This window comes from Epilithonimonas lactis, assembly GCF_900110605.1.
GTDB lineage: Bacteria > Bacteroidota > Bacteroidia > Flavobacteriales > Weeksellaceae > Epilithonimonas > Epilithonimonas lactis.
On the sequence record NZ_FOFI01000003.1, the window covers coordinates 383,388 to 396,285 of the forward strand.

15 protein-coding genes are annotated in these 12,898 nt (G+C 36.8%); 5 read left to right on the forward strand and 10 right to left on the reverse strand.

Going from position 1 to position 12,898, the window contains the following annotated elements:
- Positions 1-10: 10 nt before the first annotated feature.
- From BMW39_RS11365 to BMW39_RS11385, 5 genes are read right to left on the reverse strand one after another with little or no spacing between them, the layout of a single operon-like run.
- Complete coding sequence (locus BMW39_RS11365; protein ID WP_034975491.1) at positions 11-994, reverse strand: LuxE/PaaK family acyltransferase; 984 nt, start codon at positions 992-994, stop codon at positions 11-13.
- A gap of 22 nt (positions 995-1,016) precedes the next feature.
- Positions 1,017-1,781, reverse strand: a complete 765-nt coding sequence (locus BMW39_RS11370; protein WP_034975493.1) for a UDP-2,3-diacylglucosamine diphosphatase — start codon at positions 1,779-1,781, stop codon at positions 1,017-1,019.
- A 20-nt stretch (positions 1,782-1,801) separates the two neighbouring features.
- Positions 1,802-2,002 (reverse strand): hypothetical protein, encoded by a 201-nt coding sequence (locus BMW39_RS11375; protein ID WP_034975495.1) that lies wholly within the window; start codon positions 2,000-2,002, stop codon positions 1,802-1,804.
- Positions 2,003-2,004: 2 nt separating this feature from the next.
- Positions 2,005-2,622, reverse strand: coding sequence for a DUF3575 domain-containing protein (locus BMW39_RS11380; RefSeq protein ID WP_034975497.1), 618 nt, complete (start codon positions 2,620-2,622; stop codon positions 2,005-2,007).
- A gap of 2 nt (positions 2,623-2,624) precedes the next feature.
- Positions 2,625-3,794: a thioredoxin family protein gene (locus BMW39_RS11385; RefSeq protein WP_034975499.1), complete on the reverse strand. Its 1,170-nt coding sequence runs from the start codon at positions 3,792-3,794 to the stop codon at positions 2,625-2,627.
- Positions 3,795-4,189: 395 nt separating this feature from the next.
- Between BMW39_RS11385 and BMW39_RS11390 the strand changes: the two genes are divergently transcribed.
- The 4 genes from BMW39_RS11390 to abc-f all read left to right on the forward strand — a co-directional run bounded on the left by BMW39_RS11390 (position 4,190) and on the right by abc-f (position 7,782).
- Positions 4,190-4,906 (forward strand): DUF3822 family protein, encoded by a 717-nt coding sequence (locus tag BMW39_RS11390; protein ID WP_034966991.1) that lies wholly within the window; start codon positions 4,190-4,192, stop codon positions 4,904-4,906.
- Between the two features lie 139 nt (positions 4,907-5,045).
- The gene (locus BMW39_RS11395; protein WP_034975502.1) at positions 5,046-5,612 is read left to right on the forward strand and encodes an RsmD family RNA methyltransferase; all 567 of its coding nucleotides are present in this window, start codon (positions 5,046-5,048) and stop codon (positions 5,610-5,612) included.
- A 47-nt stretch (positions 5,613-5,659) separates the two neighbouring features.
- Positions 5,660-6,073: a glucosaminidase domain-containing protein gene (locus BMW39_RS11400; protein WP_034975505.1), complete on the forward strand. Its 414-nt coding sequence runs from the start codon at positions 5,660-5,662 to the stop codon at positions 6,071-6,073.
- A gap of 122 nt (positions 6,074-6,195) precedes the next feature.
- The gene (gene abc-f / locus BMW39_RS11405) at positions 6,196-7,782 is read left to right on the forward strand and encodes a ribosomal protection-like ABC-F family protein (protein ID WP_034976153.1); all 1,587 of its coding nucleotides are present in this window, start codon (positions 6,196-6,198) and stop codon (positions 7,780-7,782) included.
- 33 nt (positions 7,783-7,815) lie between these two features.
- On the opposite strand, the gene BMW39_RS11410 is transcribed toward abc-f, so the two are convergent.
- The gene (locus tag BMW39_RS11410; protein ID WP_034975508.1) at positions 7,816-8,103 is read right to left on the reverse strand and encodes a putative quinol monooxygenase; all 288 of its coding nucleotides are present in this window, start codon (positions 8,101-8,103) and stop codon (positions 7,816-7,818) included.
- Between the two features lie 16 nt (positions 8,104-8,119).
- Positions 8,120-8,740 carry an NAD(P)H-dependent oxidoreductase gene (locus BMW39_RS11415; protein WP_034975511.1) on the reverse strand — a complete coding sequence of 207 codons (621 nt, stop codon included), beginning with the start codon at positions 8,738-8,740 and terminating at the stop codon, positions 8,120-8,122.
- Between the two features lie 101 nt (positions 8,741-8,841).
- Here BMW39_RS11415 and BMW39_RS11420 point away from each other — a divergent pair, with 101 nt between their 5' ends.
- The gene (locus BMW39_RS11420; RefSeq protein ID WP_034975513.1) at positions 8,842-9,738 is read left to right on the forward strand and encodes a LysR family transcriptional regulator; all 897 of its coding nucleotides are present in this window, start codon (positions 8,842-8,844) and stop codon (positions 9,736-9,738) included.
- Between the two features lie 130 nt (positions 9,739-9,868).
- On the opposite strand, the gene murI is transcribed toward BMW39_RS11420, so the two are convergent.
- The 3 genes from murI to BMW39_RS11435 all read right to left on the reverse strand — a co-directional run bounded on the left by murI (position 9,869) and on the right by BMW39_RS11435 (position 12,890).
- Positions 9,869-10,699, reverse strand: a complete 831-nt coding sequence (gene murI, locus BMW39_RS11425; RefSeq protein WP_034976155.1) for a glutamate racemase — start codon at positions 10,697-10,699, stop codon at positions 9,869-9,871.
- A 62-nt stretch (positions 10,700-10,761) separates the two neighbouring features.
- Positions 10,762-11,886: a radical SAM family heme chaperone HemW gene (gene hemW, locus BMW39_RS11430; protein WP_074719333.1), complete on the reverse strand. Its 1,125-nt coding sequence runs from the start codon at positions 11,884-11,886 to the stop codon at positions 10,762-10,764.
- A gap of 50 nt (positions 11,887-11,936) precedes the next feature.
- Complete coding sequence (locus BMW39_RS11435) at positions 11,937-12,890, reverse strand: PorP/SprF family type IX secretion system membrane protein (protein ID WP_034975519.1); 954 nt, start codon at positions 12,888-12,890, stop codon at positions 11,937-11,939.
- Positions 12,891-12,898: the final 8 nt, after the last annotated feature.

The window sequence follows — 12,898 nt, forward strand, 5'->3', positions numbered from 1 at the left end:
ATCGGAATATTTACGAGACCAAAAGGCTGCAGCCACGAATATCGGAATGGTCTATCCTGCCCAAAACCTGAAAAGTGCCGTTCTCGCGCCTGCCCAGATCTTGTGTGGCGATGAAGGCGCAGGAATTCCTATTTGCCAGATCGATGATGTTGATCGCGCCAGTCCTACCTTCTTCAACGTAGGAAAATGGGTCTTCCGTATTTCTGATGAGAATACGCATCCAATTTGGACTTTTATAAATATTTTCACCCAGAGAATAAGCTTGGGAAAGCAGTTCTGTCATCGAATATTCTGAGTAGATCTTGTCGGTTTTGAAGCCTTGTTGGAAGATCTTCAGCAATTCATCTTTGGTCATTTCCTCTTTTCTGCCTTTCATTCCGCCGGTTTCTATCACCGTGAGAAAGTTGGAGAGTTTGAGGGTTTGAGCGTTGGAGTCGCAGAAATCTAAAAAATCCAGTAGGGCAAACGAAACGCCGAAGAGGATAACTTTTTTGTCGGTCAACGTTTGCATCAAATCGAATAATTCCTGATGGTTGTAGAGGAAATATCCGTTCTCTGGTTTGTCTGATTTTTTCATCAGAAAATCGACCATATAAATCAATGACGAATGCGTGTTTTCTGAATAATTTGGAAGAAGCCCAAGGAAAATATAATCTTCTGGTTTTCCAATGAACTCTTCAAAACTTTTGTAGATGCTCTCTTCGTAAAGTGAAAAATCGGCGATGTAATGCTTGGAACGGTTCATCTGAGTGGTTCCGGAACTTTGAAAATAATGTTCTGCCTTCGAGTTTTTGTTGAGCACCAAATGGTTTTTGAACATCTCGATGGGAAGAAAAGGAATGTCCTCTACTTCTTTGATCAATGAGAGATCGATGTTCAAATAATCGACAAATTTTCTGTAAACCTCCACATGGTCATATTGATAACGAAAAGTTTCCAAACAAGCTGCCTGGAAATCTGATTCTGTTTGTATGTTGAAAATATTCTGCTGCATCAATTAAGTCAATTTTGAAAATTTAACCTTCGAAAGTCTTCACTTCAAAAGATACGCCATCAAATACACCGTACGTGAAATAGACGATCCAGTCGCCAAGGTTGATATATTTTGCGCCTTTTTCCAGATCGAAGATCAATGGCAAATGGCGATGTCCGAAAACGAAATAATCCAGATTCTCGGTCTTCAGTTTTTCTTTGGAATATTGGATGAGAAATTCTTTGTCTTCACCAAGAAATGCTTTGTCTTCTTCTCCAGAGATCAATTTGTTTTTCTGAGACATGTAGTTGGCAATTCTCATCGCAATGTCTGGATGCAACCATCGGAAAGCCCATTGCGCTAAAGGATTGGTGAACACTTTTTTCATTCTTTTGTAGCCTTTGTCGCCAGGTCCAAGTCCGTCGCCGTGTGCGAGAAGGAAATTTTTGTTGTTGATCTTGTAATATCTTTTATCGAAGTAGACTGGAATTCCCAATTCTTCTTCAAAGTAATTCTTCATCCAGAGATCGTGATTTCCAACGAAAAAATAGATGTCAATACCAGAATCTTTCAGCTCAGCAATTTTTCCTAAAACTCGGATGTAACCTTTTGGAACGACGTATTTCCATTCGTGCCAGAAATCGAAAAGATCACCCATCAAGAAGAGAACCTGTGCATCTTTCTTAATGGAATCCAGCCAACGGATGAACTTCTCCTCCCGAATTCTGCTTTCTTTTAGATTAGGTACACCAAAGTGTTGATCGGAAGCAAAGTATATTTTTTTCCCTTGTATTAAATCGATTTGCATAAAGCTTTTGAATTTGATCTTTAATCAAAATGATTACGTTCGTCGTTCTGATCTCTTTTGCTGTAGATCCACATTCCAACTCCTAAGCCAATTACGGCTGCAGAAGCTGTTAACAATGCTCTTGATAATTTATCTGGTGCATCATTTCCGATGTAGTTCATTAGAAAGATGATGACAAATGTGATAATGCCGATCAGCAAATATTTGATTTTTGTGTTCATCTTTACAATTTATAAGATATCATGACACCACCTTTGAAAGGGATGATCTCTCCACTCTTGTCCCAGTTTTCCACACGATCATATCTGTTTTCCTGAGTTTCCGGAAGACCTTCTACGTAGCCTTTGTAAAAACCTTGTTGGTTCCCTATTCCCAAAAATATATCCATGTTCCAACGCTCACCCAATTGAAACTGATAACCTGCAGTAGCACCGATCATGTAAGAAAATCCTTTCTGATAAAGTTGATTCTTTCTGTACGGAAGAACCTCACCTTCTTTGGTCACATAAAGATCATTTTTCCAATAATTCCATTTTTGAACATTGAAAACCCCAAAACCAATACTTGCTCCTACATAAAAATGTTTGAAGGCTTGATCAAAATAATATCTACCTTCAACGGTTCCTATTCCAAACTCAGCTCTATGTCCGCCAAACGATTTCCACGGTGAAACAAAAATATCTGCTTGTCCCGTGATATGTTCTGTAAAACCGTGTTCTACGCCTACATTTATCATTCCTACTGGAAGAAATAAGGCGTTAGCTTTGATATAGGTTTCTTTCTTTTGTGAAAAGCTAAAGATGGATAGACAGAATAATGTGATTGATAATACTTTCTTCATTGTTATTTCTTATTCAGGATTTCGTTCATTTTTGTGGCATCTTTGTTTTCTTCTTTTGCGAAATTGGCTGCCATTCCTGCGAACATTTTTGCTTCGTCTTTTTTTCCTAATTTATCGTACAAAGTTGCCAGGATGCTGGTAGAATCATAATTCTCCGATGACATCACGACTTTTTCTGCCCATCTTGCAGCGCTTTGCAACGATGTTTTTGTGGAGACTTTGTCTGCGAAAACACTTGCTGCTGCCAACAATTCTGAATTGTTGAACTCATCCGGATTCTTGTAATATTCCAAAGCGGTTTTTTCGTAAGCTGGAAAGTTTTCGTGAGTAATGTAGTAATTCAATTTATAGATGTTCAGGCTTTTGGCAAGGTCTTCTTTTGGAAGCAAACCTTCGCCTTCTTTCAGAACTTTCGCGTCGTCGATGGTTTTAGTTTTATCATCGGTTGCAGACGTTACGATTTTCATTAATTTCAAATAATTATCGAACTGCGTGTAATTTTTTTCGGTTAATAATTCTACGATTGCAGATTTATTTGCCGTAAAAACTTTGTAATTAGCGTCATCAACAGATTGTGTGAAATTCAGAAGAGCGTTGATTTCTTCGCCTGTGAAAGTCTTGTCTTTTTTGTTGGCAAAATATTTCTCTGAGGCTTGCTTAGCTATGATTGGGTCTTTACTGGCATAAAGACTGATGAAATTCAACAATGCTGGCTGGTCCAATTTTCCTTTCTGAAATTCGTCTTTCAGATTGGTATTGACCAATTCAGGCTTGTTGTTTTTCTTTCCTAAAGCCAGGAATTCTTCGGTTTTGAGATATCCCAATTCTTTTCCAACGATTTCGCCTTCTCCATTCAGGAAAAGCAAAGTCGGGTAACTTCTGATGCCATATTTTGCAGCAAGAGCAACACCTTCGCCTTTTTCCATATCAAAATGGGCGTTGATGAAATTTTTGTTGTAATAATCTGCTACATTTGCATCGGTGAAAACGTTGCGTTCCATCAGTTTACAAGGTCCACACCAAGCCGCATAAGCATCGAGAAAGATGAGTTTCTTTTCGGTTTTGGCTTTGGCAAGTAGAGTGGCAAAATCTGAATCTTCGAACTTGATGTTTTGCTGTGAAAATCCAAGCTGAATGGCGAATATTAAAAAGAAAAATGATATTTTTTGCATTCTGAGAATAAATCGAATTATCTTGCGAAGATAACCAATTCTGTAAGAATGGACAGAGTTTGAAATCCTAAAGTTTTAATTTTTTAACTTTGCAAATCGCAAGGGAGATTTTGAGATTAAAGACGAATAGACAATAGACTTCAGAATTCGTTTTAAATTGAAAACTTAGTTTTGTCATTTTGTAGGATTGACAAAATGGGATTATGCATTGAATGGTTCAACTCTGCGAAGCGCAGCCCGACTTGAACGGAGCTCATTTTTTTGTGGCTGGAAAAGCAAAGGCAAAAAATAGCGGGAGTGGAAGGCGGAAAAGCTGCCACAAAAATTATTGGTAAATAGCTTTCGACATCAAGTCAAATAGCTGCCCAAAAAATTAATTTTATTGACTTTAAAATATGAGGAAATTATCCTTGCTTTTTACGAAAGATGGCTTGCAATGGCAGATTTCTAAATCCAAAAAGGTTTTGGAAGAGAAAATCTGGCTGAAGGATGAGGAAACACCGGCGAATTTGGTGACAGAAAAACTGGATGAAGTTTTGGCTTCGGAAAAGTTTTCTGAAATCTCCGTGGTCTCGGCTATCAACCATTTTTCTGTGGTGGAAGAAGGTTTTGACCAGCACGATTTGGGCTACGACCTGATTGCTTACAATGCGGACGTGAAAAAGGATTCTGAGGAATTGATGTTGTCTGTGAACAAAAAATTCGGCGTTCAGTTTTACTACAGTTTTCCAAAGGATTACTATCAGAAAATCAAGGCGTTGGAAGTTCCGGTTCATTTTAATTTTTCTGGTGAAAAATTTCTTAACTCATTAAACGTGAAAAATCGAAAGGAAATCCACGTGAATCTGTATCATCAGCAGGCGGAATTTTTTGCCATCGAGAATAAAAAAGTGGTGCTTTATAATAATCTGGATGCGACTTCGGAGGTTGATTTTCTATATTTCATAATGTTTACCTTGAGTAAAATTGATTTTGGAATTACGGAAACTTACTTCTACATCTACGGAGAAACCACGGAAAATGAAACCTTTATCTCTGAAATGCAGAAATTTGTGCCGAATTTGAAAATCGTTTTCGATAATTTGCACAAGAAGAACTTCGTTTTGAGTTAAAGACTTTTTATTGTTTAAATCTCTCGCAGATTATGCAAATTTCGCAGATTCAATAAAAAATCTGCTGAATATGTGAAATCAGCTAGAAAATAATTTTAACTCTAAGAAATTAGAGAATATCATTTATCAACTATCAATTATGTATCGAATCATATCCGGAAAATGGAAAGCGAAGAAAATTGCAGCTCCAAAAAACTTCGAAGTAAGACCAACCACAGACTTTGCAAAGGAAGCGCTCTTCAGCATTCTTGAACATCGTTTTGACTTGGAATTCTGCTCCGTTTTGGACCTTTTTGCGGGAATTGGTTCCATCACTTTGGAATTTGCTTCCAGAGATTGCCAAGATATCACTTCCATCGAATTGAACCCAAAACACGCTGGATTCATCAATTCAACCGCACAGGAATTGGGAATGGGATTGCAGGTGAACACACAACGTTTTGATGTTTTCGATTGGCTGAAAAGAAAGAAAAACCACGAGAAAAAATACGATATTATTTTCGCTGATGCGCCTTTCGAAACAGACGAAAAAAAATATAATGAACTGATTGATTTGGTCTTGTCTAATGAGCTATTGAAACCAAACGGACTCTTCATTTTGGAACATCAAAGCAGACAAAAATATCCGCATCCGAACTTGAAGGACACCAGAAAATATGGGAATATCAACTTCTCTTTCTTCGAGGCTCAACCCGTTTCTGAATAAAATTTGAAGTGAATATTAGGAATTTCAATATCAAATTTTTGAGCTTAATGATTTTATTTTTCAGCTTAAAAATCTCTGCACAGAATTCTTACATCAACCAACACAAACCGCTAGCGACGGAACTTTCCAAGGAATTTGGGATTCCGTCGGCCATCATTCTTTCCATCGCCTATGTGGAAACTGGCGGTGGAAATAGCAAACACGCTCAGACTTTGAACAATCATTTTGGAATGGTTGGGAAAAACACGGTGAACAGTTCCAGATTCAAGAGTTTTGAGAGTTCCAAGGAATCTTTCCGTGCGTTTTGCGAGATGATTTCCCGAAAAAAGTATTATCAAAAAATGAAAGGAAATCTGGATTATTCCGAATGGCTGAATGCGATTGCTTCTGCTGGATACGCTGGAAAACCGACAGAATGGAAGCAGAAAATCAATACCGTAATTAAGAAATTCGGACTTTAAAAATAATTTCTAACTTTGCACCAATAATTATTCTCAAGATTAAAATGTAAAATTTAATTTCTTTTCAGGCAATCTTCCGCAGGCAAACTTGTCTGCTATTGTTCAATTCTAAAAAAGAAATTATGCTAATCTTACAGGATTTATCCTATCAACTTCCCAATAAAGATGTTCTTTTTTCAAACATCAATCTTACACTTCATTCACAGGAAAAATTAGCCTTAATCGGAAATAACGGTTCCGGAAAATCGACTTTGCTCAAAATAATTGCTGGACAATTACAACCAAAAACTGGATTCGTAAAATCGGATTCCAATGTTTATTACATACCTCAAATCTTCGGTCAGTTCAATGATTTGAGTATTTCGGAAGCTTTGGGAATCGATAAAAAACTAATGGCTTTAAAGGAAATTTTGGATGGTTCTGTCACCGAAGAAAATATGGAAATTCTGAACGACGATTGGACCATTGAGGAAAGAATCAAAGAAGCTTTTGAATATTGGAATCTTCCCGATTTTGAATTAAATCTGAAATTGGAAAGCCTAAGTGGCGGACAAAAAACCAAACTTTTTCTCGCCGGAATGATGATTCATCAGCCAGATTTGATTTTGATGGATGAACCGACGAATCATCTGGATTTTACGAACAGAAAATTACTTTATGATTTCATCCAATCAACTTCAAAAAGTCTGCTGATTGTGAGCCACGACAGAGTTTTGCTCAATCTTCTGGATAAAACCTGTGAACTTACAAAAAATGGAATTTCGGTTTATGGTGGCAATTATGATTTCTATTCTGAACAGAAAAAAATCGAAAATAACGCACTCGAGCAGAACATTCAAAACCGAGAAAAGGAACTGAAAAAAGCCAAAGAAAAAGAGCGCGAAACGATTGAAAGACAAAACAAACTGGACGCTCGCGGAAAAGGCAAACAAGAGAAATCTGGCGTTTCCAGAATTATGATGAACACGCTCCGCAACAAAGCCGAAAACAGCACTTCAAAGTTGAAATCGATTCATCAAGATAAAATCGAAAACATCAGAGAAAACCTTCACGACCTTAAGGGAAACCTTTCTGGCATTGATAAAATGAAAATTAATTTTGATAATTCTCAGCTTCACAAAGGAAAAATTCTGGCGAAAGCTGAGGAAATTAATTTCTCATATAACCAAGAAAATCTTTGGGAAAACAACTTGGATTTTCAAATCATAAGCGGAGAAAGAATTGCGATAAAAGGCGACAATGGTTCCGGAAAAACGACTTTGATAAAGATGATTTTGGGCGAAACCAAGCCAACTTCTGGAAATCTTTATTTAGCCGAAAAGAAAACCGTATACATCGACCAAGAATATTCTGTGATTGAAAATGAACTTTCGGTGGAACAACAAGCGCAGAAATTCAACCTTACAAACCTTGAAGAACACGAGGTCAAAACGATTTTAGCCCGATTTCTTTTTTTCAAAAATGATTGGGACAAAAAGTGTGAATTCCTCAGCGGTGGCGAAAAACTAAAGCTTCTACTCTGCTGTCTTTCGATTCAAAATCTTTCTCCAGATATGATAATTTTGGATGAGCCGACGAACAATCTCGATATTCAGAATATTGAAATTTTGACATCGGCCATCAATGATTATGAAGGAACTTTGATTGTAGTTTCTCACGACAATCAGTTTTTGGAAGATGTTAATATTAATAAAATTATCAGCCTATAAAAAACGCCTCGAGCAATTTCGAGGCGTTTTTCATTAAACTGATTTTGCAAGATAAATCTTCGCAGGTTCTTCTAATAATTCAGGTGCTTTTTCCGCAAATTCTTTGATGTAAGATTGTTGATTATGAGCATCCAAACCTTCTTTGCTTTTCCAAATTTCGTGAAAGATGAAAACTGTTTCGTCCTCCAAACCTTGCTGTAATTCGTACTTTTCGCAGGCTTCTTCTTTTCTGGTATTCAGAACCATATTATCAAGGATGGATTTCAAATCCTGAATTTTATCTGTTTTCGATTTTAAAATCGCTGTTAAATAGATTGACATTTTTGATTATATTTAATTAATTCAACACTTTTAGATTCTCAGTTTCCAAAGTATTTTTGAGATAATTCTTGTACTCAACTTCGTAATTATCAATACGTTCCTGAGTTGCCGATTTTTCCATATCGTGGAAATGGAAACTTCCCAAATGTTTCATTCCGGTGAACGCATTCATCCTGTGAAAACCGAATAAAACGCCTTCATCTACCGAATGTTGGTTGAAAAATTCGCCTTCCAAAGTGAAAGCCGTTTCGGGTGCATTCCAACTTGTCGTAACGAAATAATGTTTGCCGTGCATCAAACCGCCAGTTCCGTAATTGATGGCGGGATTCACTCTGGAACGGCCGTCACTTTTGTAAAGTCCGTTGTTGTGACCAGCTGTGAAAACTTCGTCGATATAAAGTTTCAAACGATTCGGAACCTGAAACCACCAAACTGGAAAATGATAAACCACAATATCCGCCCATTTGAAATTCTCAGCTTCCTGAACTGCATCAAATTCATCATTGACGTTTGTGATTCTGATTTCAAAATTCTCGTTTTCAAGAACTTCTTTTGTCCAGTTGGTAATGGTTTTGTTGAAGCTTCCGCCAGAATGCGCAAAGGTCTGTCCGCCGTTGATTACAAATATATTTTTCATTAATTGATTATTTAAATTATTGATACTGCAAATTTCCGATAGAAAAACGAATTATAAAAATAATTTAAATCATACATTTGCATTATAATTATGATGACAAAATGATAAATCTAGAATGGCTCAGAACTTTTAAAAGTGTTTACGAAACCCAATCTTTCACGAAAGCGGCGAAGGAATTGTACATTTCACAGCCCGGCGTAAGTCTTCACATTGGCTCGTTGGAAGCTTATGTTGGTTATACGTTGTTCGAAAGAATTTCTAAAAAATTGATTCCGACAGAGAAAGCAAAGATCCTTTACAACTTCACGCTGGAACCACTTTTGAAACTGGAAACTGCTGAACAAACTTTCCATAAAACGACAAAAACGGAACGTTCAACCGTAAGCATCGGAATGTGTTTTGAGACCTTTCAATTCACTTTGGAAAAGCATATTCCTAATTTTGATTTTAATGTCATTATTCGTTTTGGGTTGTATGAACAGATGTTTTCGGATTTGGATAATGGCTTGTTGGATTTGATAATTACGCCACGAAAAGCAAATTTGAAAAACCTGAATTTCGATTCATTCTCCAAAGAAAAAATCGTTTTGATTAATGGAACCGCAACGGACACTTCGGAATTCAAAAATCTGATTAAGAAAAATAAAATCGAAGAAGCAGAAGCTTGGTTGAAACAGCAAATCTGGTACAGCACAGCGGCGGATATGGAACATTTGAACAACTTTTGGAAAGCCAATTTCAATCGTCATCCCGACTTCAAACCAAATTATATTGTTCCCAATATTTGTTCGATTGTTCGCTGTTTAAGTAGAAATTCCGGATTCTCAATCGTCCCCGATTTCCTCTGTAAAAAAGAGATTGCCAGTGGCGGAATCGAAATTGCTTGGGAAGGAAATAACAAAATTGAGAACACTCTTTATTTTGGCGAACGTGTGAAAAATAATGTTCAAAACGAGATAGACAAAATCAAAGAGATATTCCGAAATGAGAATTTCTAATTGGGTTAACCACATAGGCACATAGAAAATTGTGTTAATACTGAAAAAAAAGAAAAAATAGTAATTCGACTATTTTTTCTCAAATTTTATCAAATAAAAAAACTATGTGTCTATGTGGTAAAAATCTTGATTAAAGAACTTTATGCTCCAAATCAATTGATTTTCCGAAGAATTTCTTTGAGATTTTTTCGAAATTTTTGGTAATATCAGATAAGAAAAATTGATACGTTGGCTTGTGATTTTCCTCGTTGAGAAGATTATGCTTGTCCAAAATCATTTTCAATTGGTTGGCAACGATATTTGGAGAATCGATGACACGAACGCGGTTTCCGTAATATTGCTTGATTTCGTCTATCAAAAGTGGATAATGTGTACAGCCGAGAATCAAAGTTTCAATATTTTTTAATTTACTATTACTCAAATAATTATAAATAATTGAGTGCGTAATCGGATGATTTTTAAAACCTTCTTCGATGGCCGGAACCAAAAGTGGCGTTGCCAACTCATCAACCTTGATGAACTTGTTATGTTTACGGATTGATTTTTTATAAAGTCCTGAATTCACGGTTGCTTTGGTCGCAATGACGCCAACGTTGTTGTGAATTTCGTACGACACTTTTTCCGCCACAGGATTAATCACATCAATCACGGGAACTTTCTCCTCCACCAAATCCTGAACTTCCTTCAAGGCATTTGCCGTCGCAGAATTACAGGCAATGACGATGGCTTTGCAGTTTTTCTCCAATAGAAACTGTGTGATTTTGGTTGAATATCCGACAATCGCTTCACGGGATTTTTCGCCGTAAGGAAGATGTTTTGTGTCGCCAAAATAAATCAAATCTTCGTTTGGCAACAGTCGTTTAATTTCCTTTGCAACCGTCAAGCCCCCAACGCCGGAATCAAAAATTCCGATGGGCTGATTGGCTGAAAGATGGGTGTAGTCGGCTTTTTTCTTTTTCAAAATGAAAAAATGTTTTTGCAAAAATAGTGAATAGATTTTAGATTTCTATCTCAAAATATCTTTTAAACTATAAACAAATCAGAAGCAATTCCGTCTGCTAAGAACCAATGTTTTTCGGGAATGAGAAGATGATTATTTTCGATTTTCAGAATTCCGGATTCTAGTTTTGGATTGATTTCTTTGTGAAGATAATCGATTATTTCTGAGGAAAAATTTTGATTAATTTTATTCAAATCCACGCCCCAGATTGTTCTTAAACCAATCATCATCATTTCGTTGAAACGGTCTTTCTCTGATAGGATTTCGGTTTCTTTCGGGATGATATTTTGATTGATATTCTTGATGTAAAGTGGATTGTTGGATACATTCCAACTTCTTTCGAGATTACCGTTGTAAGAATGTGCGGATGGACCAATTCCTAGATAAGGTTCAGATTTCCAATAAGCCGAATTATGTTTGGAATGAAAACCTGGCTTTCCGAAATTCGAAATCTCGTAGTGGTCGAACCCATTATCTTTCAGAAAATCAGACATATAATAAAACTCTTGGTTCTGTTCGGCTTCTTCGGGGGAATTGACTTTTCCGTTTTCAATCCATTTTTCCAAAGCTGTTTTTGGTTCGACAGTTAATGCGTAAGAAGAAACGTGTGGGACTTGTAATTCAATGGTTTTGTTGAGATTGTCTTTCCAGATTTCGAAGTTTGAAGTGGGTGAACCGTAAATCAAATCGATGCTGATGTTTTCCAGTCCAAAATCCTGAGCGCGCTTGATGGAACTTTCTGCTTCGGAAGCGTTGTGCGCGCGATTCATCAATTTCAAATCTTCATCAAAAAAACTTTGTGTTCCGATGGACAATCGATTAATTTCTGTTTGGGATAATTCTTTCAGGAAATTTTTATTGAGGTCGTCTGGATTGGATTCCAAAGTGATTTCAATATTCTCATCAAAATTGAAATATTTTTGAAATTCGTCTATTAAAGATTTTATTTCATCAACACTGAGAACTGAAGGCGTTCCTCCACCGAAATAAAGCGATTTGATGGTTTTATTTTCGAGCTCGTGATGTCTTAATCCTATTTCTTTTTTGATGGCCAGAAGCATTTCATCTTTCAAACTAAACGAAGTCGAAAAATGAAAATTACAGTAACTGCATTTTTGCTTGCAGAAAGGAATATGAAGATATATCATTAAAAAAGCCCTGAAAAATTCAGAGCTCAAATTTATTTAAATTAAATTAATTATCTGTATCGGTAACCTCGCGCATTGATGAAATTCTCGATATTGAAACCGATGGACAACATAAAGCTGTTTCCAAAATTCTCAGTCAATTCTGACACGCCAAAGTTGTAAACACCACCAAATGTAAAGCTTCCTACGCGACCTCTGATGATAGGTGATAATCCCAGATTCTGGCTTCCAACGGCGCTTTTGGCACTACGGAAACTGATTCCAGCGGAAATATTGTTCTTCTCACCAAATGCGGTTGCCATCAAGTTATAATCGAATATCCTTGAAGAATTGGTATTAAGATTCATCATCAATGACGGCGTTAGAAAGATACCATCTGTGAAGTGCCAATCGTAGCCTGCGTTCAGATAAAATTTTGTCGGAGACGGCTCTATTCCGTTGACAATTGGAAGATCATTGCTGATCGGAATATCTGTCACCGATAATCCGGCGAAGAACTTTTTGAATTTCACAGCAGCTCCTAAATTGGCATAAGCTATAAAAATATCGTTGGTATTCTCACCTAAAAGTTGATCGCCTTGTTGTGCCGCGTTGATCTTGCCGTAATCGATGTTCATGTTATAAAGACTAGTGCCAACACCGAAAGAGAACTGGTCTTGACGGTCTTCCTCATCGCTCAATGGAATGAAGTATGATGCACCCAAGGTCAATCCATTCGATGAAATGGGACCATTCTGATCTCTGAAAAATGAGATCCCTGCACCTACCCTGTCGAATACATTAGCATGCAAACCTATGGATTGGACGTTTGGCGATTCACTCAGCTGTGAAAATTGCTTTTGATAATTGAGATTCAGAACCACGTCATCTGTCTTTCCCAACAATGCGGGATTGAACAGAAAATCACCATCAACAAGATATTGCTGATAAAAAGGCAATGTTTCCTGAGATTTTAATCCCATGGAGCAAACTGCAAGTAGTAGTAAAAATATTTTATTTAGCATGTAATTTC

Coding starts and splice junctions, on each gene's coding strand:
- BMW39_RS11370 (WP_034975493.1), bottom strand. CDS start 1,781: ATGCAAATCGATTTAATACAAGGGAAAAAAATATACTTTGCTTCCGAT.
- BMW39_RS11420 (WP_034975513.1), top strand. CDS start 8,842: ATGATAAATCTAGAATGGCTCAGAACTTTTAAAAGTGTTTACGAAACC.
- BMW39_RS11375 (WP_034975495.1), bottom strand. CDS start 2,002: ATGAACACAAAAATCAAATATTTGCTGATCGGCATTATCACATTTGTC.
- BMW39_RS11395 (WP_034975502.1), top strand. CDS start 5,046: ATGTATCGAATCATATCCGGAAAATGGAAAGCGAAGAAAATTGCAGCT.
- BMW39_RS11365 (WP_034975491.1), bottom strand. CDS start 994: ATGCAGCAGAATATTTTCAACATACAAACAGAATCAGATTTCCAGGCA.
- BMW39_RS11400 (WP_034975505.1), top strand. CDS start 5,660: ATGATTTTATTTTTCAGCTTAAAAATCTCTGCACAGAATTCTTACATC.
- BMW39_RS11415 (WP_034975511.1), bottom strand. CDS start 8,740: ATGAAAAATATATTTGTAATCAACGGCGGACAGACCTTTGCGCATTCT.
- abc-f (WP_034976153.1), top strand. CDS start 6,196: ATGCTAATCTTACAGGATTTATCCTATCAACTTCCCAATAAAGATGTT.
- BMW39_RS11385 (WP_034975499.1), bottom strand. CDS start 3,794: ATGCAAAAAATATCATTTTTCTTTTTAATATTCGCCATTCAGCTTGGA.
- BMW39_RS11380 (WP_034975497.1), bottom strand. CDS start 2,622: ATGAAGAAAGTATTATCAATCACATTATTCTGTCTATCCATCTTTAGC.
- BMW39_RS11410 (WP_034975508.1), bottom strand. CDS start 8,103: ATGTCAATCTATTTAACAGCGATTTTAAAATCGAAAACAGATAAAATT.
- BMW39_RS11390 (WP_034966991.1), top strand. CDS start 4,190: ATGAGGAAATTATCCTTGCTTTTTACGAAAGATGGCTTGCAATGGCAG.
- BMW39_RS11435 (WP_034975519.1), bottom strand. CDS start 12,890: ATGCTAAATAAAATATTTTTACTACTACTTGCAGTTTGCTCCATGGGA.
- hemW (WP_074719333.1), bottom strand. CDS start 11,886: ATGATATATCTTCATATTCCTTTCTGCAAGCAAAAATGCAGTTACTGT.